26 protein-coding genes and 1 tRNA gene are annotated in these 24,962 nt (G+C 66.8%); 19 read left to right on the top strand and 8 right to left on the bottom strand.

Going from position 1 to position 24,962, the window contains the following annotated elements:
* The first annotated feature begins 16 nt into the window (after nt 1-16).
* Both trmD and rplS read left to right on the top strand, forming a co-directional pair.
* The gene (trmD, locus tag ABD727_RS08125; protein ID WP_344706878.1) at nt 17-754 is read left to right on the top strand and encodes a tRNA (guanosine(37)-N1)-methyltransferase TrmD; all 738 of its coding nucleotides are present in this window, start codon (nt 17-19) and stop codon (nt 752-754) included.
* Nucleotides 751-1,164, top strand: coding sequence for a 50S ribosomal protein L19 (gene rplS / locus ABD727_RS08120; RefSeq protein ID WP_344706877.1), 414 nt, complete (start codon nt 751-753; stop codon nt 1,162-1,164). The genes trmD and rplS overlap by 4 nt, the downstream gene beginning before the upstream one ends.
* A 61-nt stretch (nt 1,165-1,225) precedes the next feature.
* Here rplS and ABD727_RS08115 read toward each other — a convergent pair whose 3' ends face one another.
* Nucleotides 1,226-3,442, bottom strand: coding sequence for a M20/M25/M40 family metallo-hydrolase (locus tag ABD727_RS08115; protein ID WP_344706876.1), 2,217 nt, complete (start codon nt 3,440-3,442; stop codon nt 1,226-1,228).
* Nucleotides 3,443-3,525: 83 nt separating this feature from the next.
* On the opposite strand from ABD727_RS08115, the gene ABD727_RS08110 reads away from it, so the two are divergent.
* The 3 genes from ABD727_RS08110 to ABD727_RS08100 all read left to right on the top strand — a co-directional run bounded on the left by ABD727_RS08110 (nt 3,526) and on the right by ABD727_RS08100 (nt 7,384).
* A complete protein-coding gene (locus tag ABD727_RS08110) occupies nt 3,526-5,754 on the top strand; it encodes a S9 family peptidase (protein WP_344706875.1) in 2,229 nt (742 codons plus the stop codon).
* Nucleotides 5,755-5,829: 75 nt separating this feature from the next.
* Nucleotides 5,830-6,855 carry an aspartate-semialdehyde dehydrogenase gene (locus ABD727_RS08105; protein ID WP_344706874.1) on the top strand — a complete coding sequence of 342 codons (1,026 nt, stop codon included), beginning with the start codon at nt 5,830-5,832 and terminating at the stop codon, nt 6,853-6,855.
* Between the two features lie 82 nt (nt 6,856-6,937).
* A complete protein-coding gene (locus ABD727_RS08100) occupies nt 6,938-7,384 on the top strand; it encodes a GFA family protein (RefSeq protein WP_344706872.1) in 447 nt (148 codons plus the stop codon).
* Here the strand turns inward: ABD727_RS08100 and ABD727_RS08095 are convergent.
* The 6 genes from ABD727_RS08095 to ABD727_RS08070 all read right to left on the bottom strand — a co-directional run bounded on the left by ABD727_RS08095 (nt 7,381) and on the right by ABD727_RS08070 (nt 11,234).
* Nucleotides 7,381-8,154 (bottom strand): dimethylarginine dimethylaminohydrolase family protein, encoded by a 774-nt coding sequence (locus ABD727_RS08095; protein ID WP_344706871.1) that lies wholly within the window; start codon nt 8,152-8,154, stop codon nt 7,381-7,383. The genes ABD727_RS08100 and ABD727_RS08095 overlap by 4 nt on opposite strands.
* Nucleotides 8,155-8,284: 130 nt before the next feature.
* Complete coding sequence (rpsI, locus tag ABD727_RS08090) at nt 8,285-8,869, bottom strand: 30S ribosomal protein S9 (protein WP_344706870.1); 585 nt, start codon at nt 8,867-8,869, stop codon at nt 8,285-8,287.
* 1 nt (nt 8,870) lies between these two features.
* Nucleotides 8,871-9,350, bottom strand: coding sequence for a 50S ribosomal protein L13 (rplM, locus tag ABD727_RS08085; protein WP_344706869.1), 480 nt, complete (start codon nt 9,348-9,350; stop codon nt 8,871-8,873).
* A 128-nt stretch (nt 9,351-9,478) separates the two neighbouring features.
* Nucleotides 9,479-9,835, bottom strand: a complete 357-nt coding sequence (locus tag ABD727_RS08080; RefSeq protein WP_344706868.1) for a bleomycin resistance protein — start codon at nt 9,833-9,835, stop codon at nt 9,479-9,481.
* Nucleotides 9,832-10,161, bottom strand: a complete 330-nt coding sequence (gene cutA / locus ABD727_RS08075; protein WP_344706867.1) for a divalent-cation tolerance protein CutA — start codon at nt 10,159-10,161, stop codon at nt 9,832-9,834. Before cutA ends, ABD727_RS08080 begins: the two co-directional genes overlap by 4 nt.
* Nucleotides 10,158-11,234, bottom strand: a complete 1,077-nt coding sequence (locus ABD727_RS08070; protein ID WP_344706866.1) for a COX15/CtaA family protein — start codon at nt 11,232-11,234, stop codon at nt 10,158-10,160. Before ABD727_RS08070 ends, cutA begins: the two co-directional genes overlap by 4 nt.
* Before the next feature lie 103 nt (nt 11,235-11,337).
* Here ABD727_RS08070 and ABD727_RS08065 point away from each other — a divergent pair, with 103 nt between their 5' ends.
* Nucleotides 11,338-11,727 carry a MerC domain-containing protein gene (locus ABD727_RS08065; protein WP_344706865.1) on the top strand — a complete coding sequence of 130 codons (390 nt, stop codon included), beginning with the start codon at nt 11,338-11,340 and terminating at the stop codon, nt 11,725-11,727.
* Here ABD727_RS08065 and ABD727_RS08060 read toward each other — a convergent pair.
* On the bottom strand, nt 11,724-12,422 hold the full coding sequence (locus ABD727_RS08060; protein WP_344706864.1) for a TMEM175 family protein: 699 nt from the start codon (nt 12,420-12,422) through the stop codon (nt 11,724-11,726). The genes ABD727_RS08065 and ABD727_RS08060 overlap by 4 nt on opposite strands.
* 72 nt (nt 12,423-12,494) lie before the next feature.
* Between ABD727_RS08060 and ABD727_RS08055 the strand changes: the two genes are divergently transcribed.
* The 13 genes from ABD727_RS08055 (at nt 12,495) to ABD727_RS07995 (ending at nt 24,895) form a co-directional block, all read left to right on the top strand.
* Complete coding sequence (locus tag ABD727_RS08055; protein ID WP_344706863.1) at nt 12,495-12,953, top strand: Fur family transcriptional regulator; 459 nt, start codon at nt 12,495-12,497, stop codon at nt 12,951-12,953.
* 28 nt (nt 12,954-12,981) lie between these two features.
* On the top strand, nt 12,982-13,542 hold the full coding sequence (gene pnuC / locus ABD727_RS08050) for a nicotinamide riboside transporter PnuC (RefSeq protein WP_344706862.1): 561 nt from the start codon (nt 12,982-12,984) through the stop codon (nt 13,540-13,542).
* A gap of 1 nt (nt 13,543) precedes the next feature.
* Nucleotides 13,544-14,557, top strand: a complete 1,014-nt coding sequence (locus ABD727_RS08045) for an AAA family ATPase (protein ID WP_344706861.1) — start codon at nt 13,544-13,546, stop codon at nt 14,555-14,557.
* A 47-nt stretch (nt 14,558-14,604) separates the two neighbouring features.
* Nucleotides 14,605-16,533, top strand: coding sequence for a 1-deoxy-D-xylulose-5-phosphate synthase (gene dxs, locus ABD727_RS08040; RefSeq protein ID WP_344706860.1), 1,929 nt, complete (start codon nt 14,605-14,607; stop codon nt 16,531-16,533).
* Nucleotides 16,530-17,282: a TlyA family RNA methyltransferase gene (locus ABD727_RS08035; RefSeq protein WP_344708049.1), complete on the top strand. Its 753-nt coding sequence runs from the start codon at nt 16,530-16,532 to the stop codon at nt 17,280-17,282. The genes dxs and ABD727_RS08035 overlap by 4 nt, the downstream gene beginning before the upstream one ends.
* Entirely contained in the window at nt 17,266-17,820 is a 555-nt protein-coding gene (locus ABD727_RS08030) for a TspO/MBR family protein (RefSeq protein ID WP_344706859.1), read from the top strand. Before ABD727_RS08035 ends, ABD727_RS08030 begins: the two co-directional genes overlap by 17 nt.
* 3 nt (nt 17,821-17,823) lie before the next feature.
* On the top strand, nt 17,824-18,138 hold the full coding sequence (locus tag ABD727_RS08025) for an accessory factor UbiK family protein (protein WP_344706858.1): 315 nt from the start codon (nt 17,824-17,826) through the stop codon (nt 18,136-18,138).
* Complete coding sequence (locus ABD727_RS08020; RefSeq protein WP_344706857.1) at nt 18,135-18,656, top strand: type III secretion system chaperone family protein; 522 nt, start codon at nt 18,135-18,137, stop codon at nt 18,654-18,656. Before ABD727_RS08025 ends, ABD727_RS08020 begins: the two co-directional genes overlap by 4 nt.
* A 129-nt stretch (nt 18,657-18,785) precedes the next feature.
* Nucleotides 18,786-19,580, top strand: a complete 795-nt coding sequence (locus ABD727_RS08015) for a pyrroline-5-carboxylate reductase family protein (protein ID WP_344706856.1) — start codon at nt 18,786-18,788, stop codon at nt 19,578-19,580.
* 75 nt (nt 19,581-19,655) lie between these two features.
* Nucleotides 19,656-20,528 carry a branched-chain amino acid aminotransferase gene (locus tag ABD727_RS08010; RefSeq protein WP_344706855.1) on the top strand — a complete coding sequence of 291 codons (873 nt, stop codon included), beginning with the start codon at nt 19,656-19,658 and terminating at the stop codon, nt 20,526-20,528.
* 179 nt (nt 20,529-20,707) lie between these two features.
* The gene (locus ABD727_RS08005) at nt 20,708-22,309 is read left to right on the top strand and encodes an MFS transporter (RefSeq protein ID WP_344706854.1); all 1,602 of its coding nucleotides are present in this window, start codon (nt 20,708-20,710) and stop codon (nt 22,307-22,309) included.
* Between the two features lie 79 nt (nt 22,310-22,388).
* Nucleotides 22,389-24,776 carry a putative bifunctional diguanylate cyclase/phosphodiesterase gene (locus tag ABD727_RS08000; protein ID WP_344706853.1) on the top strand — a complete coding sequence of 796 codons (2,388 nt, stop codon included), beginning with the start codon at nt 22,389-22,391 and terminating at the stop codon, nt 24,774-24,776.
* A 44-nt stretch (nt 24,777-24,820) separates the two neighbouring features.
* Nucleotides 24,821-24,895: transfer RNA gene (locus ABD727_RS07995), tRNA-Gln, on the top strand.
* Nucleotides 24,896-24,962 lie beyond the last annotated feature (67 nt).

Raw genomic sequence — 24,962 nt, 5'->3', positions numbered from 1 at the left:
GCCTAGGGGAATCGCGGTGACCTTCCGCGCCTCCGTCCTGACCCTCTATCCCGACATGTTCCCGGGGCCGCTCGGGCTCAGCCTTTCCGGGCGGGCACTGTCCGAGGGCAAGTGGAGCCTCGAGGCGACCAACATCCGCGACTTCGCGATCGACAAGCACCGGACTGTTGACGACACGCCGGCGGGCGGCGGAGCCGGCATGGTGCTTCGCTGCGACGTTCTGGCGGCGGCGCTCGACAGCGTGGCCGACGGGCGGCCGATGCTTGCCATGAGCCCGCGCGGCAAGCCGCTGACGCAAGGCAAGGTGCGCGAACTGGTGGCGGGGGAGGGGGCGATCGTCCTTTGCGGCCGCTTCGAAGGCTTCGACGAGCGACTATTCGAGGCGCGTGCCGTCGAGCCGGTCAGCATCGGCGACTATGTGCTGTCGGGCGGCGAGCTTGGCGCGATGGTCCTGCTCGATGCTTGCGTTCGGCTGCTTCCCGGCGTAATGGGCGCCCCCGATAGCGGTGTGGACGAGAGCTTCGAAACGGGGCTGCTCGAACATCCGCATTATACCCGACCGCAAGAGTGGGAAGGGCGCACGATCCCCGAAGTGCTGCGATCGGGGGATCATGCGAAGATCGCTGCATGGCGCAAGTCACGGGCGATCGAGGATACACGGCTACGGCGGCCGGACCTGTACGAGCGCCATGGGGGCGTCTCGCAGGCGTCGCCCTCTGGTGCGCGGCAACGAGACGAAGGCAAGAACAAGTGAACCTGATTCAGACCCTCGAGCGCGAGCAGATCGACGAACTGACCGCGAAGCGCGCCATCCCCGAATTCCGCCCGGGCGATACGCTCCGTGTCGGCGTCCGCGTCGTCGAAGGCGAGCGCACCCGCGTCCAGAATTACGAGGGCGTCTGCATCGCCCGCTCGAACAAGGGCATCGGCTCCAACTTCACCGTTCGCAAGATCAGCTTCGGCGAAGGTGTCGAGCGCGTCTTCCCGCTTTACTCGCCGTCGATCGAAGAGATTGCCGTCGTCCGCCGCGGTGTCGTCCGCCGCGCCAAGCTCTATTACCTGCGTGGGCGCACCGGTAAGTCGGCGCGTATCGCCGAGCGCCGCGACCCGCGTCCGGCCAAGGCCGCCGCTGCGCCGCAGCAGCAGGACAGCGCCGAGGGCTAAGGCCCACCGGCATCGCCGAACGAACAAGGGGCTCGACCGCAAGGTCGGGCCCTTTTTCGTGTCAGAGCGTAAGGCGCTGCACCGTAAGCGTGGCATCAGGCAGATACTGCGGTCGGGCGTTCGCCGGGCGAGCGGCGCTCAGGGGGGCGGCCACGGGCGGGAGGGCCCAGCGGGTGCCGACCACCATCAATTCGAGCGGCTTCGCGCCGACCTGAAGCTCGACCACCTGGCCGGCGCAGCTGCGGCCGACGCAGGCGAGAGTGTAGGCGCCCGCACCATGACCCGGATCAAGCTGGTGGAGCTGGCCGGGAACTCCGAGTGCCATGACCGAGGCGGAGGCGGGGGCAATCAGCGCGACGCTGTCGGCACCGTTGGGATTGAGGCGAAGGCGGATACTGCGACCGCCCGGACGGGTCGCGACCTCGACCGGCAAGGCCTGTGCGGTGACGAGGCCGGCGAGTGGCGGGGCGGGCGCGAGCCAGCGCTGGCGGGTGCTGCGCAGCAGCGTGCCCGTGCGCCAGTCTCCGAAGCGGCGCCATTCGGGCGGAAGCGCCTTGCGGTCGTTGACCACCGACCACAGTGGCTGGCGCTCCCCGGAGTCGGCGACATATTGCAGCGTCCATTGCTGCTGCCGGTCGGCGCTGTAGGCGGGCGCCAGCGCAGCGGGGAGCCAGGCGAGCAGCCCGATCGCAAGCCCCACTCCGAGCAGCCGCCGGCGCGAGCGGGCTTCGACCAACGGACGGGCCTCGATCAGCCAGGGGAGGAGGACGAGACCGCCGAACAGGGCAAAGATCCACAGCGGACCGCCGTTCAGCAGGTCCTGAAGAAGGCCGAGGGTCGCGCCCACGGTGAGATATGTGATTAGCGCGGCAAGCAGGCTTGCGGCGAGTCCGAGCGAGGCCTTCGGCCGCAGTGTCGCCGCCAGGGCATAGAGCAGCGGCGGGACGATGAAGAAGATGAGCGCGCCGCTTGCGACGCTGGTGAGAGAAAGCCCGAGGACGACGAACAGCAGCCACCAGGCGGCACGGAGCTGGGGCAGGCGGAAGCGCGATGCGCCGATCAGCGCAAGCCCGGCTGCGACCACCCCAGCGTAGACGGCAAGCTCGCTGATCTTGGGGTGGGCGCGCCAGAACTGCCCTTCGCGCAGGAAGCCGACCAGCGACAGGCCGAGCCATGCGAGCCCGGTGCCGAGGGCGAGGACGAGCATCAGCAGGATGAGAGCGCCCCATGCCTTCTCGCGCCAGACGAGACGAAGGAGCAGGAGGCCGGCAACCAGCGCCAGGGTAAGCCCAAGCCAGAAGGGCAGGGTGACGAGGACGCTGGTGCCGACATTGGCGAAGAGCGTCTCGCCGTCGGCCTGCGCCGGCGTTCCAGCGGACAGCGCGCCCGCGGTCTGGAGCAGCTGGTCGCCCATGTGCTGGAGTGTCGCGAGGTCGATGGCCTGAAGGTCGTCGCCCGGCGAATGGTAGCGGGTCTCGTTGCCGATCGGCGCGAAGTTTAGGGTCAGCCAGCGCCGCTCTTCGGCGAAAGTGTTGACGTCGGTGTAGTTGGGGATGAGCCGATAGGCGCTGACCGCGAGGCTATTGGCGACGGGATTGCGGACGCTTTGCTTGTAGAGCGCAACCGCCGCAGTGTTGGGCAGCGAGGTCTCGAACATGTTGACCGGCCCGGTGGTGCCGCGTGCCTCGAGGTTGATCAGCGCATCGACGCGGCGCGAGAGCGGATCGGCCTCGACGAAGGCGCGGGCGCCGAGCAGGCCGAGTTCCTCGCCCTCGTTGAACAGGAAGGTGACCGGGCGGCCGAGCGGCCGGTCCTTCATCAGCGCGGCGGCCTCGAGCATCGAAGCCACCCCGAGCCCCGCATCCGACGCTCCTGGGCCGACCGGCACGCTGTCATAGTGGCTGTTGACGAGGAGGTGTGGGCGGCCGTTCTCGGGACCGATCGTCGCGACGATGTTGCGCACTCGCGCGCAGGTCACCCCGCGCTGCTTGAACAGCCCGTTGCAGGTGAAGCGCTCCTCGACCCGCGGAGTCAGGCCGATCGCCCGAAGTTCGCCGATGAGACGGGCGCGGACAGCCTCCGCGGCGAGGCTGTCGGCGGGATGGGGCGCCTCATTGCCGAGCACACGGGCGAGACGGTCCTTGGCCCGGACCGCGTCGAACTCTCCGGCTGCATTGGTGGCGCGAAGAACTGGCGGGCGAGTGAGCGAGCGGGTTGCGGCCATGGCAGCGAGCAGCCCCGCGACGATCAGCGCAACGATCAACCAGTTCCGGCGCATGACCTTTCCCCCGCGGCTTGGGTCCGCAGCTTAGCGGTCAACTGCTCTTTGCCAATCGCCTGTGGTCGCTCTACGCATGGGCCATGCTTCGATCGCTCCTCGCCGCCGCCGCCGTCATGGCCCTCGCCACCACCGCTACCAGCAGCTTCGCCCAGACAAGCCGTCAGCCGCTCACCCTCGAGCGGATCTTCGCAGCCCCAGCGCTGACCGGTCCGACCCCGCGGCTCGTCAAGCTGTCGCCCGACGGCCGGCTGGCGACGCTGCTCCGGGCTCGACCCGACGATGTCGAGCGCTACGATCTGTGGGCGATCGACCCGGCGACCGGGCAGGCCAGGATGCTGGTCGACAGCAAGAAGCTGTCCTCGGGCGCCGAGCTATCTGAGGCCGAGAAGATGCAGCGCGAGCGCGCGCGGATCGGCAACCTCAAGGGCATCGTCGCCTATGACTGGGCGGCCGACGGCAAGAGCATCCTCGTGCCCTTGGACGGCGACATCTACCTCGCCAGCCTCGACGGGCAGGTCCGCCGGCTGACCAGCACCAAGGACACCGAGCTCGACGCGACCGTCAGCAAGGGCGGGCAATATGTGTCCTTCGTCCGCGGCAACGAGCTGTACGTCGTCGATCTCGCCACGGGAACCGAGCGCAAGGTGACCAGCGGGGCGGGAGAGACCGTCAGCTGGGGCCTCGCCGAGTTCATCGCTCAGGAAGAGCTCGGCCGGAGCAAGGGCCACTGGTGGGCCCCCAACGACGCCCGCATCGCGGTCGCCAAGGTCGACGAACGCGGAGTCGAGGTGGCGACCCGCTCGTCAATCGGCGCCGACAAGACCACGGTGTTCCAGCAGCGCTACCCGCGCGCCGGCACCGCCAATGCGGTGGTCGACCTCTACCTGATGAACCCGGACGGGTCGGGGATGGTCAAGGCCGACCTCGGGACCAATCCCGACGTCTATCTGGCGCGCGTCAACTGGCTGCCCGATTCGAGCGCCGTCATCGTCCAGCGCCAGAGCCGCGACCAGAAAAGGCTCGACTTCCTCAAGGTCGATGCGCGGACCGGGACCTCGACCCTGCTCTTTTCCGACACGTCGGACATGTGGATCAACCTGTCGGACGACCTCAAGCCGCTGAAGGACGGAAGCCTGATCTTCTCCTCCGAGCGGAGCGGCTATCGCCAGCTCTACCGCTGGAACAAGGGCCGGATCACGCCGCTGACCCAAGGCCAGTGGGTGGTCAGCGAGGTTGCCGGAGTTGATGAAGCCGCGGGCCGGCTCTACTTCACCGCCAACCGCGAGAAGAGCATCGAGCGCCAGCTCTATGCGCTCGATTATCGCAAGGGGAAGGCGACGCCGCAGCAGCTGACGCCCAACGGCACGCAGAACGGTGTGACGATGGCGGACAGCGGCAAGCTCGCGCTCGTCTCGACGAGCTATCCAGGGCAGCCCAGCCAGGTCTGGCTCGCGGACGGGCAGGGCAAGCGTCTCGCCTGGATCGAGGAGAACAGGATCGCGGGCAACCACCCCTACGCGCCCTATTTCGATCCCTCGATCAAGCCGGTCTACGGGCGCCTGCCCGCGGCCGACGGCAAGACCATGCTCGACTATCGGCTGGTGATGCCGGCGAATGCCTCGGCCAAGCCGGCGCCAGTGATCGTCACCGTATACGGCGGGCCGCAGGCCCAAGACGTCACCAACGGCTTCATGGGCCCGATGGACCAGTATCTGGTGCAGAACGGCTATGCCTTGTTCCAAGTCGGCAATCGCGGGCAGGAAGGTCGCGGCACGGCCTTCCAAATGCCCGCTTACCGCGCGCTCGGCGGGGTCGAAGTCGCCGACCAGCTGGCTGGCCTCGCCTGGCTCAAGAAGCAGCCAGGTGTCGATCCGACCAAGGTGGCGGTCAGCGGCTGGTCCTATGGCGGCTACATGGTGCTCAAGCTGCTGCAAGCCGCGCCGGGTGCCTATGCCGCCGGCATGTCCGGCGCGCCGGTCACCCGCTGGGATCTCTACGATACCCATTACACCGAGCATTACATGGGCGATCCGCGCACCGACAAGGCGGCCTATGACAAGGCGAGCGCGCTAGCCGACAGCAACAAGATCAGCGATCCCTTGCTGCTGATGCACGGGTTGGCCGACGACAACGTCCTGTTCCAGAACTCGACCGAGCTGATGGCCAAGATGCAGGAAGAGAAGACGCCGTTCGAGGTGATGATCTTCCCCGGCAAGACCCACGCGGTCGCGGGGCCGAATATCTCGGTATTTCGGTGGAATGCGATGCTGAAGTTCCTCGAGCGCAACGGAGTGGCGCCCGCGAAGTAGGCGGAGGCTCGCGCTCCTGCTTTCGCTCGGGCGCGTGCGCACCTATATCGCCGCCATACCTTTCCGGAGAACATCATGGGTTATCGGGTCGTCGTCGTTGGTGCGACGGGCAATGTCGGTCGCGAGATGCTGCAGATCCTCAGCGAGCGGCAGTTCCCGCTCGACGAGGTGGCGGCCGTCGCCTCGTCGCGCAGCCAGGGCGACATCATCGACTTCGGCGACACGGGCGAGACTCTGAAGGTCTCCAACCTCGAACATTTCGACTTCTCCGGCTGGGATATGGCGTTGTTCGCCATCGGCTCGGAGGGCAGCAAGCTCCATGTGCCGCGGGCGGCGTCGGCGGGCTGCACGGTGATCGACAACAGCTCGCTCTACCGGATGGACCCGGACGTGCCGCTGATCGTGCCCGAGGTGAATGCCGAGGCGATTGCTGGCTACCGGGCCAAGAACATCATCGCCAATCCCAATTGCTCGACCGCGCAGATGGTGGTGGCCCTGAAGCCGCTGCACGACGCCGCCGGGATCAAGCGGGTGGTCGTATCGACCTACCAGTCGGTGTCGGGCGCGGGGAAGGGCGGGATGGACGAGCTGTTCAACCAGTCGCGCAACATCTTCGTCGGCGACAGTGCCGAGCCACAGCACTTCACCAAGCAGATCGCCTTCAACGTCATCCCGCACATCGACAGCTTCCTCGACGACGGCTCGACCAAGGAAGAATGGAAGATGGTGGTCGAAACCAAGAAGATCCTCGATCCCAAGATCAAGGTCACCGCGACCTGCGTCCGGGTGCCGGTGTTCGTCGGCCATAGCGAAAGCGTCAATGTCGAATTCGAGCGCGAGATTTCCGCCCAGGAAGCGCAGGACATCCTGCGCGAGTCGCCCGGCGTGATGCTCGTCGACAAGCGCGAGGACGGCGGATACGTCACGCCGGTCGAGTGCGTCGGCGACTATGCGACCTTCGTCAGCCGCGTGCGCGAGGATCCGACGGTCGAGAACGGCCTCAACCTGTGGGTGGTCAGCGACAACCTCCGCAAGGGCGCGGCGCTGAACGCGGTGCAGATCGCCGAGCTGCTTGGCCGCAAGCACCTGCAGAAGGAGTGATCGTCATCCTGTGATAGCGGGGCCCGGTTGTTCTTCGGGCAGTAAGAAGGCACTGAGCTCCCGCTTTCGCAGGAGAATGACGATGACCGAGATGACCGGTGGCTGCATGTGCGGGGCGAAGAGGTTCACGGTCGACCTGCCCGAGGGCAACAACGCCTATCTCTGCCACTGCCGGATGTGTCAGCAGGCGAGCGGCAACGTCAGCCTGGCGATGGTCGGGGTCGACCAGGCGGCGGTGCGGTGGGACGGCGAGCCCGACTGGTACCGGAGCTCGCCGATCGCCGAGCGGCCCTTCTGCGCGACATGCGGGACGAGCCTCGGCTTCCGCTTCCTCGAAGGCAGCGACAAGATGGACTTGACCGTCGCCGCCTTCGACGACCCATCGGGGTTCGTTCCCAAGTCGCATTTCGGCGCGGAGAGCATGCACCGCGCCTGGCTCAATACCGAAGGCCTGCCCGAGCAGCGGACCGACGAATATGCCGCTCTCCAGGAGCGCTGGGCGAAGGTCGGTGGAGCGCCGGCCTCCTAATCCGCGATGAGGCTCATGCAGGTGAGGCCGGCCTCGGCCTTCTCGAGCTCGCCGATGTCCACTTCGTCGACGGTGAACCCGAGGGTGCGCAGGCGCTCGGCGGTGCGGGGATAGGCCGACGGGTAGATCAGCCGCTCTCCGGCCTTGAGCGCGTTGGCGCCGAAATCCTCGCCAGGCGCGCTCGGCACCAGGAAGACGTCCTCGAACACGTTGGGGTCAATCCAGTCGGGATTGACCAGCACGACGTCGCGGCCCTGATCATCGACCCCGGCATAGGTTGCGCCGGTCTTGAGGTGGAGGCACTTGTCGTGCGGTACCTCGATCACCTCGTAGCCGAGGCGGCCGGCCACGCCGGCGAGGTTGACGATCCCGGCGCAGTTGGTGCGGCGCGACTGGCCGACATAGATCTTGCGGCCGATGGTGAGGACATCACCGCCGTCGAGCCGCCCGCGGGTCAGGCGGTGGACCTCGAAGCGGTCGGCAAGCGCGGCCGCGGTGCTGTCGGCCTCGGGCCGTCGCGAGGGCGCGCCCGGCCGGGTGATGACGGCATGATTGCCGAGCAGGACGGCGGTGTCCTCGACGAACACGCCGTCGGCATGGGTCGGAAGGTCGGGAAGCCGGACGACATCGAAGCCGGCGCGCTCCAGCGCCCGCTCATAGGCGACATGCTGGGCGGCGGCGCGATCAAGGTCGATCGGCTGTCGGCCGAGATGAGTGAGTTCGCAATCGGCAAAGGTCGGGCTCACGGCCCGGGTGAAGGCGGTCGGCATCGTCGCTCCTGATGGATTGCCTGATCAGACGAAGCGCGACGCGGGTGGTTCCTGAACGATCTGTCAGGCGCAAACGAAAAGGGCGCCCCGCGGTGACGGGACGCCCTGGTCGGCTTGAGGATGGAAGATTTTAGCGCTTCGAAAACTGGAAGCTGCGGCGGGCCTTCGCCTTGCCGTACTTCTTGCGCTCGACGACGCGCGGATCGCGGGTCAGGAAGCCGGCGCGCTTGACGGTGGTGCGGAGCACCGGCTCGTAGCGCGACAGCGCCTGGGCGATGCCGTGAAGCACCGCGCCGGCCTGGCCCGAAAGACCACCGCCCTTGACGGTGGCGATGATGTCATACTGGCCGACGCGATCGGTGATGCCGAAGGGCTGGTTGATGACGAGACGCAGCGTCGGACGGGCGAAATAGACTTCCTGATCGCGGCCGTTGACCACGATCTTGCCCGAGCCCGGCTTCAGCCAGACGCGTGCGACGGCGTCCTTGCGGCGGCCGGTCGCATAGGCGCGGCCGAACTTGTCGAGCTGCTGCTCACGCAGCGGGGCGTCCGACACGGCGGGAACGAACGGAGCGTTCTCTTCCGAGGCGGCTTCGGTCGCCGGAGCGGCGTCGTCGGCAGCGGCGGTCTCGGCCGGAGCGGCAGCCGCTTCCGGAGCCGGCGCCGGCTGGCTGGTCAGGGCGCCGAGATCGGCGAGGGACTTCTTGTCGGCCATCTTATGCGCCCACCTTGTTCTTGCGATTCATGCCCGCGACGTCGAGGACCTGCGGGTCCTGACCGGCGTGCGGATGCTCGGTGCCGTTGTAGAGATGAAGGGCGCGCATCTGGTCGCGACCCAGCGGTCCGCGCGGGATCATCCGCTCGACGGCCTTCTCGAGCACACGCTCGGGGAAGCGACCTTCGAGCACCTTGGCGGCAGTGGTTTCCTTCAGGCCACCGGCATAACCGGTGTGCTTGTAGTAGATCTTCTGCTGCGCCTTGCGGCCGGTGAAGCGCACCTTGTCGGCGTTGATCACGACGACGTGATCGCCGCAATCGACGTGCGGGGTGAAGCTCGGCTTGTGCTTGCCGCGCAGGATGTTGGCGATGAGCGTGGCGACACGGCCAACGACCAGCCCTTCGGCATCAATCAGATGCCACTTCTTCTCGACCTCCGCCGGCTTGGCCGACTTGGTGGTCTTCATCAGCGCCTTCATGGCTGAACAACCCTCGTATGAACAGGAAAACGCCACCCGGGAGGGCAGCGCCTGGAAGGGCTATTCGTTTCCGAGCTCCAGAAAGTCAAGCAAAACCGCCGCTTTCAGCGTGGGTAAAATGATACCGCTCAGTTCTGGATGAGGTGGAAAAGGCTGAAATCGGGGTCGATCAGGGCCGCCCGCCTGACTTCGGGTTCCTGGCGTGGCGGGTGGAGCCGCGGGGCGCCGACGGACTTCTCCGTGATCCCGGCCGCGAGGCAGACGCGGTAGAAGGCGTCGAGGTCGTCGAGGCGAAGGCAGGTGCCGTAGCCGCTGTTCTCGGGATCGAAGTCGGGATGGTGGAAATACTCGATCTGGAGCGTCCCGCGGCGGAGGATCATCCACCCGTCCGAGCGATAGCCGCGCGTGAAGCCGAGCCGCGCCATGAAGGCCTCGGTCACGTCGAAGTCGCGCGAGGGGAGGTTGGGGGTCTGCCAGTCGCTCATGCAATCGTCTCCTTGGCGCTGTTCGCAACGACCCAGTCGGCGAAGGCGGAAGGCGCGTGCTCGACCGGCCAGACGGCGATCGCCGGAATTTCGTAGCTGTGGAGCTGAACGATCCTGGCGATCAGGGCGTCGGTGCGGGACGCGTCGGTCTTGAGCAGTGCGGGCACCTCACTCGCATCCTCGATCCGTCCCTCCCAGCGGTAGATGCTGCGGCAGGGCGAGAGGATGTTGATGCAGGCGGCAAGCCGCTCCTCGACCACCAACCGGCCGATGCGCTCGGCCTCGTCAGCGTCGGCGAAGACGCAGTAGAGGCTGACGATGCTCATTCGGCCGCTACCGCCGAGCGAAGGTCGATCGAGGGATCGGCGGTGCGGCCCTGGCCGAGCGCCAGTCGGTGCGCGGCGGCGACGAAGGCGGCGACCACCAGAACGGCCATGGCCTGGTGGGTAACGGCGACATGGAGGTGGACCCCGCTCAGCAGGGTGGCGATGCCGAGCAGGATCTGCAGCCCGACGACGATGTGCAGGAAGAGGCTTTCACGCCGGCCGCCGTCCCGCCTGACCCGGACGGCGAGCAGGATCGCCATTGCCAGCACCCCGAAGGCGAGCCAGCGGTGGATGAACTGGACGGTGATCGGATTGTCGACGAAATTGCGCAGCAGCGGCTCGAGCCATGGCGCGGCGGAGGGGTAGAGCTCGTCGCCCATCAGCGGCCAGGTGTTGAAGGCATAGCCAGCGTCCAGGCCGGCGACATAGGCGCCGAACAGGAGTTGCAGGAACAGAACTGCAAAGGCCCAGATGGCGATGGTCGGCATGCGCCGGCGCTCGGCGCCCGGAGAACGCAGGTCTAGCGCGGTCCACAGACAGAAAGCGAAGATGAAGAGCGCGGTCAGCAGATGCACCGCGAGCCGCAGGTGGCTGACGTCGGTGCGCTGGGTGAGGCCGCTCGCCACCATCCACCAGCCGATCGCGCCCTGGATGCAGACAAGGACGAAGATGCTTGCGGTGCGAAGCCGGTAGCCGTCGGGGATGGCCTTGCGGAACCAGAACCATGCCAGCGGAAGCAGCGCGACGAGGCCAATCACCCGTCCGAGCTGGCGGTGAGCCCACTCCCAGAAGAAGATGTTCTTGAATTCGGCGAGGCTCATGCCGCGGTTGATCTGCTGATATTCGGGGATGCGCTTGTAGAGCTCGAACTCGCGCAGCCAATGGGCCTCGGTCAGCGGTGGGATGGCGCCGGTAATCGGCTTCCACTCGGTGATCGACAGGCCGCTTTCGGTCAGCCGAGTAATCCCACCGACGATCACCATCAAAAGGATCAGCCCGCATAGTGCCAGCAGCCAGTTGGCGACGGCAAGCGGGCGGGCGGTCGGCGGAGCGACAGTGGCGACAGCGGACATGGCCGCCATATGGTCCGGGCCGGCTGCCCGGGCAAGCCGACGAAAGGGCAGGAGAGATGTTGTAACGGGCCGCATGTTGCACTATAACATTGCCGACGCTCGCATGACCAAGACTCACGCCTCGACCCATCTGTGGGACCGGTTGGCCATCGGCCTGTCCGGCCTTTGCCTGGTCCATTGCGTCGGAACCACGGTCCTTCTCGCCTTCATGTCCGCCTTCGGCGGGCTGCTCGGCTCGCACTGGATCCACGAGATCGGGCTGAGCCTCGCCATGATTCTCGGCGCTTTTGCGCTCGGCCGCGGAATGCTCGAGCACGGCTTCATGATGCCGAGCTCGGTCGGCGGGCTCGGTCTGGGGGTGATGGCGGGTTCGCTGACCCTACCGCACAACGGGACCGAGGCGGCGGCGACGATGATCGGCGTTCTGATCCTCGCGCTCGGGCACGATCTCAACCGCCGCGGCACCGCCCATCCGTTCGGACGCCGAGGCTAGTCCTCGCCTTCGATCGTGGGCGCTTTGCTGAGGTAGCGCGGCGTCTCGGGGGCCTTGAGCTTGTAGAGCACGCCCATCCAGCTCATCGCGATTCCGACGGGCCACCAGAACCACACCACCACCGCCGCCAGCAGGTTCCATGCGGTCATCAGGCGGTAGCGGCGGGTCAGCCGGGCAAGATAAGCGGGGTCGAGCCGGGCATCGACATGGCCGTGGGCGTTGCCGACGGTCCACTTGAATAGCCACGCCAGCGAGGTCAGCGCGAGGCTGCAGGCGAGAAAGGCCGCAGTGTCGGGGATGGCCTCCTTGTGGGTCAAACTCTCGGTGAAGGCGCGGACCGGAAAGGCGATGTAGCCGATCATGGTCAGGAACAACACGGTAGCGAGCAGGAAGTAATGCCCGGTCGTTCGGTAGATCGCGCCCGAGAAATGATGGTGCACCCAGTAGAGGCCGATGACCATGCTCGCGAGGAGGTAGTTGAGGTTCTCCGGCCAGCCCTCGAGCAGCCGTTCGCCATAGCCCGCGGCGGGACCTTGGAGCGCCGGCAGGATGACGTTGAAGATCGGCAGGGTGAAGGCGATTGCGAAGACGCCGTCGGCGAAGGCCTCCATCCGGCCCGTTCCCCGCGTCGCGCCTTCGCCCTCGTGGCTGTCGCGTCGGACCTGGTCATGTTCGCTGGGGGTGGCATGGTCCATTGTCCGGGCGAACGCCCGCATGGGCCGGGCGGTTCACTTGCGGCGGGGCCTGCGGAGGCATATTGATATACTATGGCAAGACACGACCATCATGCGCACGGCGGAACGGCACTCAAGGAGGCAGCCCGCGAGCAGCTGACCGAGCAGGGCGAACAGTGGACCGGCATGCGCGAAGCGGTGTTCGACGCGCTTGCCGGCTTCGATCGCCCGGCCAGCGCCTATGACATCGCCGAGGCGGTCTCCAAGGTGCAGGGTCGGCGGGTCGCGGCCAACAGCGTCTACCGGATCCTCGACCTCTTCGTCGGCTCGAACCTCGCGCGGCGGGTGGAAAGCGCCAATGCCTATGTCGCGAACAACCATCCGGGCTGCCTGCACGACTGCATCTTCCTTATCTGCGACAGCTGCGGCCAGGCGAAGCACATCGACAATGACAGCATCGCCAAGGACGTCCGCCAGGCCGCCGAGAAGAGTGGGTTCGCCCCCAAGCGGCCCGTGATCGAAGTGCGCGGCACCTGCGAGGATTGCGCCTGAGCGTCGCTCGGGCTGCCAACCGCGACATTTGAACCCGATCGAGATCCTCGCGGCGGCGCTGGGCGTCGTCAACGTTGCGCTGGTGGTGCGTCGCAGCCTGTGGAACTACCCGTTCGGGCTGGCGATGGTCGCGCTTTACTTCTTCGTCTTCTTCGAGGCGAAGCTCTACTCGGACGCCCTGCTACAGATATTCTTCTTCGCCGTGCAGCTCTACGGCTGGTGGGCATGGGCGAGGGCCGACCGCGCCGAGGACGCCCACATCGTGGTCGAACGCATGGCCCTTAACCAGCGGCTCGCCTGGGCGACCGGGGTGCTGGCGCTGGCGCTCGTTTGGGGAAGCGCGATGGCGCGGCTCACCGATGCCGCGGCGCCGCATGTCGACGGCGCGATCGCCATCGCCAGCATCGCCGCCCAGCTTCTCCAGTCGCGTCGGCGGGTCGAATGCTGGTGGCTGTGGATCGCGGTCGATCTCGCTGCCATCCCCCTGTTCCTGTCGCGCGGCCTGACGGTCACGGCAGGGCTCTACGGAATTTTCCTGATCCTCGCGCTGCTCGGGCTTCGCGAATGGCAGCAGAAGGTGCGGATCTAAGGTGAAGCGTGGTTTCCTCCTCGGTAAGTTCCTGCCGCCCCATGCCGGTCATGTGACCCTGATCCGCTCGGCCGCTGCGCTGGTCGACGAGCTGACCGTGCTGGTCTGCGCGCTCCCGGATGATCCGATCCCCGGCGCGACCCGGCTCGAGTGGATGCGCCAGCTGTTTCCCGATTGCCGGATCCTGCTCCACGAGGACGCCGCTTCGCCGCAGCAGCCGGACGACCATCCGCGCTTCTGGCAGATCTGGACCGAGATCGTCCGAGCGCACCATCCCGAACCGGTCGACCTCCTGTTCGCCGGCGAGGCTTATGGGGCGGAGCTTGCCCGGCATCTCGCCGCCTTCTTCGTCCCGCTTGGCGGGCGCGTGCTCGGGGCCGACCAGCGCGGGCTCGGCGGCTTGTCGGGAAGTGCGGTGCGTGACGACTGGTGGGGACATTGGCAGTGGCTGCCCGAGCCGGTGCGGGCGCATTATTCGCTGTCGGTCGTGCTCCACGGGGTCGAGAGCGTCGGAAAGTCGACCCTCGCCGACCGGCTTGCGGACCATTATTCGACCGTGCTGGTGCCCGAATATGGCCGCGCCCACTGCGAGGCGCACGGGACCGACTGTCGCGAGGAGGATCTGACCCTCATCGGTCTCGCCCAGCAGGCCGAGATCGAGGCGGCGCGGCCCTGGTGCAACCGGTTGCTGATCGCTGACACCGACGCACTCATGACCGCCGCCTGGTCGCAGATGATGATCGGCTTCGTCCCTGATCAGCTGGTGTGCCATCGCAAGGCCGACCTTTACCTGATGCTCGCCGCCGACGTGCCCTTCGTCGATGATGGCACCCGGGTGTTCGGGGAGCCCAGAGCCCGGGCTCGCTTCGATGCAGTCGCCCGCGACGTGCTTCGCCTCACGAGGGCCCCTGTGGTGGTGATCGAGGGCGACTACGACGCCCGCTTCGAGTCTGCGGTGAACGCTATCGACGCGCTCGTCGCCGAGCGCCGCGGCCAAGGTGCGGCAACCGCCTAACGGCCTATTCGACTTGGCCGCTGCAACTGGTTAGAGACAGTGGGCTTATGACTCAGCGTCCCGACACCCCGCTACTCGATACCATCCATGTTCCGGCCGACATCCGGAAGCTCGACAAGGGCCAGCTACCCCAGCTCTGCAACGAGCTGCGCGACGAGGTCATCTCGGCGGTATCGGTGACCGGTGGCCATCTCGGGGCGGGGCTCGGCGTGGTCGAGCTCACTGTCGCCATCCATTACGTATTCGACACGCCGAGCGACAAGCTGGTGTGGGACGTCGGTCACCAATGCTATCCGCACAAGGTGGTGACCGGGCGTCGCGACCGGATCCGCAGCCTGCGCATGGGCGGGGGGCTGAGCGGCTTCACCAAGCGCAGCGAGAGCGAATATGACCCGTTCGGCGCGGCGCACAGCTCGACCAGCATCTCCGCCGCCCTGGGCTTCGCGATCGCCTCCAAGCTCGACGGCGCCGACCGCCGTGCGATTGCGGTGATCGGTGACGGAGCGGCGACCGCGGGCATGGCGTTCGAGGCGATGAACAATGCCGCCGACGCCGGAAGCCGGTTGGTAGTCATCCTCAACGACAACGACATGTCGATCGCGCCGCCGGTCGGCTCGCTTCGCAACGCGCTCGCCCGGCTGGTGTCGAGCGGCAAGTATCTGACCCCGCGCAAGTTCGCGGCCAAGCTCGCCTCCAAGATGCCGCGGCCGCTCGCCAACGCGGCCGAGCGCTTCGAGGAATATGCCCGCGGGATGGTGACCGGCGGGACCCTCTTCGAGGAGCTGGGCTTCTACTATGTCGGGCCGGTCGATGGGCATGACATCACCAGCCTGGTCGAGATCCTCGAGAATGTCCGCGACAGCGACCACGGCCCGATGCTGATTCACGCGGTGACGCAGAAGGGCAAGGGCTATGCCCCGGCCGAAAGCAGCGCCGACAAATATCATGGCGTGGTCAAGTTCGACGTCGTCACCGGCAAGCAGGACAAGGGTCCCGGCGGCGGGCCACCGGCCTATCAGAAGGTATTCGCCGACGCGCTGATCGCCGAGGCCAACCATGACGACAAGATCGTCGCCATTACGGCGGCGATGCCGGGCGGCACCGGGCTCGACCTGTTCGAGAAGGCGCATCCGACCCGCATGTTCGATGTCGGAATTGCCGAGCAGCATGCGGTGACCTTTGCCGCCGGCCTCGCCGCCGAGGGCTACCGGCCCTTCTGCGCCATCTATTCGACCTTCCTCCAGCGCGCCTACGACCAGGTCGTCCACGACGTCGCCATCCAGAACCTGCCGGTGCGCTTCGCGATGGACCGAGCCGGGCTGGTCGGGGCCGACGGAGCGACCCATGCCGGCTCGTTCGACCTCGCCTACCTGTGCACCCTGCCAAACTTCGTGGTGATGGCCGCGGCCGACGAGGTCGAGCTCACGCACATGGTCCACACCATGGCGCTACACGACAGCGGGCCAATCGCGGTCCGCTATCCGCGCGGGAACGGGCGCGGGTTGCCGATGCCGGTCGAGCCGCAGCGGCTCGAGATCGGCAAGGGGCGCGTCGTCCGCGAGGGCAAGACCGTCGCCATCCTTTCGCTCGGGACGCGGCTCGAGGAAGCTGAGAAGGCCGCCGAAATTCTTGAAGGCATGGGGCTCAGCACCACCGTCGCCGACCTCCGCTTCGCCAAGCCGCTCGACGAGGAGCTGATCCGCAAGCTGCTCACCACCCACGAGGTGGCCGTGACGGTCGAGGAGGCCGCGGTCGGCGGCTTCGGCGCGCATGTGCTAACGCTGGCGAGCGACGAGGGGCTGATCGACGCCGGGCTCAAGCTGCGCACCATGCGCCTGCCGGACAAGTTCCAGGACCAGGACAGCCCGCAGAAGCAATATGACGAAGCGGGCCTCAATGCGCCGCATATCGTCGACACGGTGTTGAAGGCGCTCCGCCGCAACAGCGTCGGGCTTGAGAATGGGGTGCGCGCCTGAAGCAGCGGGTCGACCAGGCGCTCGTCGATCGCGGACTCGTCGAGAGCCGCAGCCGGGCGCAGGCACTGATCATGGCGGGAGTGGTGTTCGCCGGCGAGCGCAAGGTCGCCAAGGCCGGCGAGACAATTGGCGCCGATGCCCCGCTTGAAGTGCGCGGCAAGGACCATCCCTGGGTGTCGCGCGGCGGGCTGAAGCTCGTCCATGGTCTCGACGAGTATGGCATCGATCCGACCGGCATGACCTGTCTCGATGTCGGCTCCTCGACGGGCGGCTTCACGGACGTGCTGCTGAGCCGTGGAGCGACAAAGGTCTTTGCGGTCGACGTCGGGACCAACCAGCTCGCCTGGAAGCTGAGGCAGGATGAGCGAGTCGTGGTGCATGAGCAGACCAACGCGCGACACCTGACGACCGAACAGATTCCCGAACCCATCGATCTGCTGGTGTGTGACGCGAGCTTCATCGCGCTCGCCAAGGTGCTCGACAAGGCGGTCGGGTTTGTCCGCCCTAGTGGTCATGCCGTGCTGCTGGTCAAGCCGCAATTCGAGGCAGGCCGGTCCGAGGTCGGCAAGGGCGGGGTGGTTCGCGACGAAGCCGTCCATGCCCGGGTGGTCGCCGAGGCCGAGCAATGGATCGCTTCGCGCGGGTGGAGCATTGTCGGCGCGACGCGTAGCCCGATCACCGGACCCGAGGGCAATGTCGAGTTCCTGCTGGCTGCACGGAAAGAGGATAACGATGGCGACCCTGGCTGACGATCTCGACCGACGTCCGCGACCCCGCCGCAACTGGTGGAAGATCGCGCTGGTCACCGTTCCCGCGATCGTCATCGCAGGGTCGGCGATCGGCTACCTCTCGAATAGCGGCTTCTCGAACGGCTGGTACGTGCCGCTCGAAAAGCCGAGCATCCAGCCGCCAGGCTGGGCTTTCGGCGTGGTCTGGACCACGCTCTACACCTTCATGGGCATCGCCTTGGCGCTGATCCTGGCGCTGCCGCGCTCGCCGCAGCGGCGGTTGGCGCTGACGCTGTTCGCGGTGCAGCTCGCGCTCAACTTCGCCTGGTCGCCGGTCTTTTTCGGTGCCGGCTACATCGACTGGGCGTTCCTGCTCATCCTCGGGATGGACGTGCTAGTGACCGCCACGATTATCGCCTTCTGGCCGCTGAATCGGGTGGCGGCGCTGCTTCTAGTGCCCTATCTGGCGTGGCTGTGCCTTGCCACCGTCCTCAACCATGAGACGGGCAAGCTCAACCCGGGCGCCGACCATGCGCCGCTGGGCATCACTGGGGGATAGTTTATGCAGTCGCAGAACCGCTTCTTCGAGGACTTCGTCAAGATCATGAACGGGGCGGCGGGAACCGTCGCCGGGATGACCCGCGAGGCGCAGGACAGCATGCGCGAGCGGGCCAAGGAGTGGGTCGCCGGCATGGACTTCGTCAGCCGTGACGAGTTCGAGGCGGTCAAGGCGATGGCCGCTACCGCGCGCGAGGAAGTCGAGGAGCTGAAGGTCCGGCTTGCGGCACTCGAGGGCGGCAAGTCGCGCAAGGCTGCCGGCGGCGAGGTCAAGCCGCCGCCCGCCGGAGTTACGGGGATCGAGACTCCCGAGGAGTGAGCGATCTGGCCCGCGAAGACGACAATGGCGAGGAGGAGCGTGACGATGGCGCTCCGATCGAGGTGCTCGAAGCCTATTTCGAAGCCCGTGGCTGGCCGTGCGAACGCTCTGGCGACGGCGAGATCGTCGGCTCGGCGCCAGGCAGCTGGGCGCAATATGAGCTTCGCGGCGTATGGCGCCCCGACGACGGAGTGCTCCAGTTCCTCGCCTTCCCCGACGTCAAGGTCGCGGCCGACAAGAAGGCCGCGATCTACGAGACGCTCGGGCTGGTCAACGAGCAGCTGTGGCTCGGTCATTTCGAGCTTTGGTCGAATAGCGGTCTCATCGTCTTCCGCTATGCGGCGCTGCTCGACGGCGGCGACGAGGGGCTGAGCTTCGAGCAGGCGGAGGCGATCGCCGAGGCCGCGCTCGAGGAATGCGAGCGCTTCTACCCGGTCTTCCAATTCGTGCTGTGGGGCGGCAAGAGTCCGAGCGAGGCGATCTCGGCGGCACTGATCGAGACCGCCGGCGAGGCCTGAGAACTTCATCGCTCCTCCCCTCGAGGGAAGGTGGCAGCGCGCAGCGCTGACGCAGGGGTTTGCGCTCATTCAAGACCCCCTCAGTCACTTCGTGACAGCTCCCCCAAGAGGGGAGCAGCTAGGAAAGATATGACCCACACCCTCTTCATCGGCTGCGGCAACATGGGTTCGGCAATGGTCGCCGGCTGGCTGATGGCAGGCGAGGATCCGGCCAATTTCACCGCGGTCCGCCCGAGTGGCACTCCGGTGGCCGGGATCCGGACCGTCCGTACCATCGGTGAGGCGAACATGATGCCCGAGCGGATCGTGCTCGGCTTCAAGCCGCAGCAATTGGCTGCGCTGGCGCCCGAGGTGGCGCGCTGGGTGACGTCGCGCACGACGGTAATCTCGATGCTGGCCGGTGCGGACACGGCGACGCTCTCCGGCCTGTTTCCGCGGGCTAGGGCGATCGTTCGGGTCATGCCCAACTTGCCGGTGGCGGTACGGCGCGGGGTGCTCCCGCTCTACACAATTGCGCACGAGGATCAGGCGCTGCAGTCCGAACTCCAGCCCTGGTTCTCGATGCTCGGCTTCGCGCCATGGTGCGCCAGCGAGGAGGAGTTCGGCGCGATCGGCTTCGTCGCCGGCTCGACCCCGGCCTATGTCGCGCGCTTCATCGCGGCCTTCGCGGCGGCGGGCGAGGGCAGGGGACTCGACCAAGGCCTGGCTCTGACCGCGGCGCGTGAGGCGGTGCTCGGCTCGGCCTGGCTGGCGGCCGCGACGGGCGAGCCGATGGAGGAGCTGGCGCGGCGGGTGACCAGCCCCAACGGCACGACCGAGGCAGGGCTCAAGGTGCTCGATCCCGAGCTTGGCGACCTGATCGACCGGACGCTGGCCGCGGCGACCCGCCGCTCGGCCGAACTCGCCGCCGAGATCAAGGGCTGAGACGCCACGGCAGGCCGAGTTGCGAAGGGGGCCAGCGCCGCCTAAGCGACTTCGTACTAGATAAGAGGATTGCCCGTGAGCTTCGACGATCGCGACGGTTTCATCTGGATGGACGGCAAGCTGGTGCCGTGGCGCGAGGCGAACGTCCATGTGCTCACCCACGCGCTTCATTATGCGTCGAGCGTGTTCGAGGGGCAGCGCGCCTATGGCGGCAAGATCTTCAAGCTTCGCGATCATAGCGAGCGACTGCGCCGCTCGGCCGAGCTGATCGGCTTCACCATTCCCTGGAGCGCGGAAGAGATCGACGCCGCCTGCGAGGAAGTGCTGCGCGCCAACAATTTGACCGACGCCTACATGCGCCCGGTGGCCTGGCGCGGGTCGGAGAGCATGGGCGTCAATCCGATCGGGACCAAGCCGCACCTCGCCATCGCGGCGTGGAACTGGGGCAAATATTACCCGCCCGAGAAGGCCGCCAAGGGCATCCGTCTCGACATCGCCGAGTGGCGCCGACCCGCACCTTATACCGCGCCGGTGCACAGCAAGGCCTCGGGCCTCTACATGATTGCCTCCATGTCCAAGGCGAAGGCCGACGCGGGCGGGTTCGATGACGCGCTCATGTTCGACTTTCGCGGGCAGGTGGCCGAGGCGACTGGTGCCAACGCCTTCTTCATTCGCGACGGCGTCATTCACACGCCGAAGCCTGAGTGCTTCCTCGACGGGATCACCCGCCGCACCCTGATCGACCTCGCGCGCCGCCGCGGGATTGAGGTGCAGGAGCGCGCGATCTGGCCGGAGGAGTTGGAAAGCTTCGAGAGCTTCTTCCTGACCGGTTCGGCGGCCGAGGTGACCTTCGTCCAGTCGGCCGGCCCGTGGCGCTTCGAGATCGGCGCTCTGCAGCAGCAGCTGGCGCAGGATTACGACGACCTGGTGAACGGGCGCCTCGCCTAGAGGACGCGCTGCTTTCCCCTCAGGGAGGGCATCTGCCAAAGGCAGCGGGAGGGGATGGCGTCACGTCTCGTCGTCGTGCTTGGCATGATCTTGCTCCCTGAAAGGGAGAGGCGGCTTGTGCGCTTGCCCTTGCAGACGCCCTCGCTAGAACCTCCTGTCGGGGAGGAACCATCACGAACATGGCTACGACTGCCATCAACGACGGCTATGTCGTCGACGCCAAGCGCGACCGGCTGGTCATCACCGCGAGCGCGCTCGGGACCGTGTTCGAGTGGTACGACTTCTTCCTCTACGGAATTCTTGCCGCGCTGCTCGGCAAGCTGTTCTTCCCCGCCGACAATCCCACCGCCGCAACGCTCGCCAGCCTTGCGGCGTTCGGGGCGGGTTTCGGGGTGCGGCCCTTGGGCGCGCTGCTGTTCGGCTGGTTCGGTGACCGCATCGGGCGCAAATACACGTTCCTCATCACCATCACGCTGATGGGCGGCGCCACCGCGGCGATCGGCATGCTTCCGACCTATGCCTCGGCGGGGCTGCTCGCGCCGGCGCTGCTGGTCGGCTTGCGGCTGCTCCAGGGACTGGCGCTCGGCGGTGAGTATGGCGGCGCGGCGATCTACGTCGCCGAACATGCTCCGCCGGGCAAGCGCGGGCAGTATACCAGCTGGATCCAGGTCAGCGTGGTCGGCGGCTTCCTCCTCTGCCTGGTGGTGGTGCTCGCCTGCCGCCACGCGCTGACGCAGGAGCAGTTCGATGCCTGGGGCTGGCGGGTGCCGTTCCTGATCAGCCTCGGGCTGCTCGCCATCTCGCTCTACATCCGCCTCAAGCTTTCCGAGAGCCCGGTGTTCAAGGCGATGAAGGAGGCGGGGCAGACCAGCCGCAACCCGTTCAAGGACAGCCTGACCTACCCCGGCAACCTCAAGCGCGTGTTCGTCGCCCTCTTCGGTGTCTCAGCGGGCCTCACCGTCATCTATTACACTAGCCAGTTCGGCACCCTCTACTTCCTCCAGGGCACCGCTCGGCTGCCCGAGGAAGAGGCGCTGCTCTACATGGCTGTAGGCGCGATGCTCGCGGCGCCGCTTTACGTCGCTTTCGGCGCGCTGTCGGACCGGGTTGGGCGCAAGAAGCTGCTGCTCGCCGGTTATGCGCTGACCCTGTTCCTGCTCTTCCCGCTCTTCCACCTGATGGCCGACGGCGCCAATCCGGCGCTTGCCAAGGCGACCGCCAGCGCTCCGGTCACGCTGACGCTCGATCCTTCCTGCGACTACAGCGTGTTCGCCCCCAAGCAGGCGCAGGACTGCGGCAAGGCGCAGGCGTTCCTGGCCAAGCGTGGGATCAGCTACGAGCGGAGCTATGGCGAAGCCGGGAGCGGCCGCGCGGCGCTCGGAGTTGGGCAGGACCGGATCGAAGGCTTTGACGAGAAGGGCTATGTCGCGGCGCTGTCCGCGGCCGGCTATCCCGACAGGGTCGATCCCGCGGACAAGCAGCGCTGGAAGATCATCCTCGCGGTGGCGGCGATGGTGGCCTTGTCGGCGATGACCTACGGCCAGGTTGCGGCGATCCTCGTCGAGCTCTTCCCGGCGCGAATACGCTACACTTCGATGAGCGTGCCCTATCACATCGGGACCGGCTACTTCGGTGGATTCCTGCCATTCATCAGCCAGTATATCGTGGTTAGCACGGGCAACGCCTTCGCCGGCCTGTGGTACACCATTGCAGTCGTCGCGATGGCTTTCGTGGTGACCGCCGTCTGGCTGCCCGAAACCTCTCGAAGGGCACTCGATTAATCCGAAGCGGACAAATGAGATTCGAAAGCGGATCAATTGTTTAAGGTTCGTTCGCTTCTTTTTCCCTACACCGCCGATCGTGGCTGAGGGGCAGGGACGAACGCCAGCAGGGCAGGGCAGCGCTCGCGAAGCGCCGATCGACCTTGCGACTCTGTGCTTCCTCAATCCACCGCAGAACCGGGTGCAGGAGCGGGTTCGCCAGGGCCAGATCGATGCGCTGGTCCGGATGATACCGATGACCATCCTGGTCAACGTCGCCGCCGCTATCGTCCTTGCGATCTCTCTGTGGTCGCACCTGCCGAATCTTCAGGTCCTGCTCTGGTCGGGGCTGATCACCGGAGTATCTGCCGCCCGGCTGATCCGGTTCGCGCGGCTGCGGCGGAACCCCGAATATGCCCGGGCCAAGCCGCCGACGATCCGCACCATCATGTGGCCGATCGGGGGGCTTACCCTACTGTGGATGCTGCCCGCGTTCCTCTGGTTCGACCATGTCTCGCCGGCCGCCCAGGTCGCCCTGATCCTGATCCTGTTCGGAATGGCGAGCGGGGCGAGTGTCACCATGTCGACCGTGCCGCCCGCCGCGCTGCTGTTCGTCGCCATGGTCGCGATATCCAGCCTGATCGCGATGCTGAAGCTGGAGCAGTCCTCGGCGCTCTTCCTGACGCCGATCTACACCGGGCTGCTGACCTACGCCATCTTGTGGAACGTCCGCCATTTCGCAGGGCATCTCGCCGCGACGCTCGAGCTCGAGGAGAAGGGCGAGCTCATAAACCTGCTTCGCGAATTTGACGCCTCGGGCAGCGAGTGGTTGTGGGAGCTGGCCCCCAATCTTACCGTCGCCCATCTGTCGGACGGGCTCGCCGCGGCGATCGGCGAACGGCCGCAGGACTTGATCGGGCGCCCGATCATCGACTTGCTCGACCCGGATCACAGCGTGTCCGCGGTTTCGGCCGGGATGAGGAACATCCTCGATTCCCTTCGCTCGAGCCGCTCGTTCCGCGACCTCGCCATCCCGGCGAAGGGCGGACGGGCCTGGTGGCTGCTGTCGGGCAAGCCACAGTTCGACGCAGCGGGGCGGCTGACCTGCTGGCGCGGGGTGGGGTCCGACATCACCCTCTCGAGGCTGACCGGTCACGACAGCATCACTGCGGCCCGCCACGACCCGATGACAGGTCTCGCCAATCGCTTGCTCGTGCGTGAACTGCTGGAGGAGGCGCTGATCCGCGGCCGGCCGATGGGCGGGGGCTGCGCGCTGATGCTGGTCGATCTTGACCGCTTCAAGCTGGTCAACGATACGCTCGGCCACGAGGTCGGCGACGAACTGCTGTGCGAGGTGGCCCGGCGCCTCGAACGGATCGCTCCGGCGCACCAGGTCGGCCGGCTCGGCGGTGACGAGTTCGCACTGGTGCTGACCGGCGCAACCGACCGGGAGACCCTGTCCAACCTCGCCGAAGCGGTGATCGTGGTCCTCTCCGCGCCGTATCGGATATCGGGCGCGGAACTCAATATCGGGGCGACCATCGGGATCGCCATCGCCCCTCTCGACGGCATCACGCAGGAAGGCCTTACCCGAAGCGCCGACCTTGCCCTCTACAGCGCCAAAAAGGCCGGCCGTGGCAGCTTCCTCTTCTTCGAGGGCGCAATGGCCGAGGAGGCGGCCGCCAACCGTGCGCTCGAAAGCGATCTTCGCTCGGCGCTCAAGCTCGGCGAACTGAGCCTGGCCTACCAGCCGATCGTCCACGCCCGCAGCCACGAGGTGATTGCCCGCGAGGCGCTGTTGCGCTGGACCCACCCGGTGCGCGGCGAGGTCGCACCCGACCTGTTCGTTCCGGTGATCGAGGACGCCGGGCTGATCGGCCAGGTGGGCAACTGGGTGCTTCGCGAAGCTTGTCGGGAAGCCGCAGGGTGGGTCGATGGCGCTCGTGTCGCGGTTAACGTCTCGAGCGCGCAGCTCGCCGCTGGGCCAGCGCTGGTTGGCCATGTCATCCATGCCCTCGCCGCAAGCGGGCTCGAGGCGCGGCGGCTCGAACTAGAAGTGACCGAAAGCATCTTCCTCGCCGGGGACGCGACCACCCGGACCACGCTCGACCAGCTTCGCGCGGTAGGGGTGCGGCTGGTGCTCGACGATTTCGGAATGGGCTATTCGAGCTACGCCTGCCTCACCAACGGTGAGTTCAACACGCTCAAGATCGACCGCAGCTTCACCGTCGCCGCCGCGGCCCCTGGACGTCCAGCCGAGAGGGCGATCGTCGAATCGATCCTGACGCTCGCCCGCGGGCTCGACCTTGATGTCACTGCCGAGGGCATCGAGACCGGGGAACAGGCTGCGCTGATGGTCGCACTCGGTTGCGGCCAGCTGCAGGGCTTCCTGTTCGGTCGGCCCGAGATCCCGTTTGACGCCCACACCGCTGTCGAACCGCCGTTCGGCACCATCCCCAAGCGCCGCCCGACGATCCGCGCGGCATGACCCTATACGAACGCGACGCGGCCGCTATAAGCCCGCCTCGCTCATGGGGCGTCGCCAAGCGGTAAGGCACCGGTTTTTGGTACCGGCATTCGCAGGTTCGAATCCTGCCGCCCCAGCCATCCTAGAACATCGACCAGGATCCCAAGCGCTCGCGGCGAGTAGCGGCGAGGCGAAAGCTTGGCTTTC

Source organism: Sphingomonas swuensis (assembly GCF_039538045.1).
Taxonomy (GTDB): Bacteria; Pseudomonadota; Alphaproteobacteria; order Sphingomonadales; family Sphingomonadaceae; genus Sphingomicrobium; species Sphingomicrobium swuense.
This window is presented reverse-complemented; position numbering and strand designations above follow the sequence as displayed.

What these genes read in the sequence shown, in the direction of transcription:
- ABD727_RS08030 (WP_344706859.1), top strand. Translation starts at nt 17,266, where the DNA reads ATGGCGACCCTGGCTGACGATCTCGACCGACGTCCGCGACCCCGCCGC.
- ABD727_RS08080 (WP_344706868.1), bottom strand. Translation starts at nt 9,835, where the DNA reads ATGAGCGACTGGCAGACCCCCAACCTCCCCTCGCGCGACTTCGACGTG.
- cutA (WP_344706867.1), bottom strand. Translation starts at nt 10,161, where the DNA reads ATGAGCATCGTCAGCCTCTACTGCGTCTTCGCCGACGCTGACGAGGCC.
- ABD727_RS08060 (WP_344706864.1), bottom strand. Translation starts at nt 12,422, where the DNA reads ATGGACCATGCCACCCCCAGCGAACATGACCAGGTCCGACGCGACAGC.
- ABD727_RS08015 (WP_344706856.1), top strand. Translation starts at nt 18,786, where the DNA reads ATGACCCACACCCTCTTCATCGGCTGCGGCAACATGGGTTCGGCAATG.
- ABD727_RS08105 (WP_344706874.1), top strand. Translation starts at nt 5,830, where the DNA reads ATGGGTTATCGGGTCGTCGTCGTTGGTGCGACGGGCAATGTCGGTCGC.
- ABD727_RS08055 (WP_344706863.1), top strand. Translation starts at nt 12,495, where the DNA reads ATGGCAAGACACGACCATCATGCGCACGGCGGAACGGCACTCAAGGAG.
- ABD727_RS08110 (WP_344706875.1), top strand. Translation starts at nt 3,526, where the DNA reads ATGCTTCGATCGCTCCTCGCCGCCGCCGCCGTCATGGCCCTCGCCACC.
- dxs (WP_344706860.1), top strand. Translation starts at nt 14,605, where the DNA reads ATGACTCAGCGTCCCGACACCCCGCTACTCGATACCATCCATGTTCCG.
- ABD727_RS08065 (WP_344706865.1), top strand. Translation starts at nt 11,338, where the DNA reads ATGACCAAGACTCACGCCTCGACCCATCTGTGGGACCGGTTGGCCATC.
- ABD727_RS08095 (WP_344706871.1), bottom strand. Translation starts at nt 8,154, where the DNA reads ATGCCGACCGCCTTCACCCGGGCCGTGAGCCCGACCTTTGCCGATTGC.
- rplM (WP_344706869.1), bottom strand. Translation starts at nt 9,350, where the DNA reads ATGAAGGCGCTGATGAAGACCACCAAGTCGGCCAAGCCGGCGGAGGTC.
- ABD727_RS08070 (WP_344706866.1), bottom strand. Translation starts at nt 11,234, where the DNA reads ATGTCCGCTGTCGCCACTGTCGCTCCGCCGACCGCCCGCCCGCTTGCC.
- ABD727_RS08100 (WP_344706872.1), top strand. Translation starts at nt 6,938, where the DNA reads ATGACCGAGATGACCGGTGGCTGCATGTGCGGGGCGAAGAGGTTCACG.
- rpsI (WP_344706870.1), bottom strand. Translation starts at nt 8,869, where the DNA reads ATGGCCGACAAGAAGTCCCTCGCCGATCTCGGCGCCCTGACCAGCCAG.
- ABD727_RS08115 (WP_344706876.1), bottom strand. Translation starts at nt 3,442, where the DNA reads ATGCGCCGGAACTGGTTGATCGTTGCGCTGATCGTCGCGGGGCTGCTC.
- ABD727_RS08005 (WP_344706854.1), top strand. Translation starts at nt 20,708, where the DNA reads ATGGCTACGACTGCCATCAACGACGGCTATGTCGTCGACGCCAAGCGC.
- ABD727_RS08025 (WP_344706858.1), top strand. Translation starts at nt 17,824, where the DNA reads ATGCAGTCGCAGAACCGCTTCTTCGAGGACTTCGTCAAGATCATGAAC.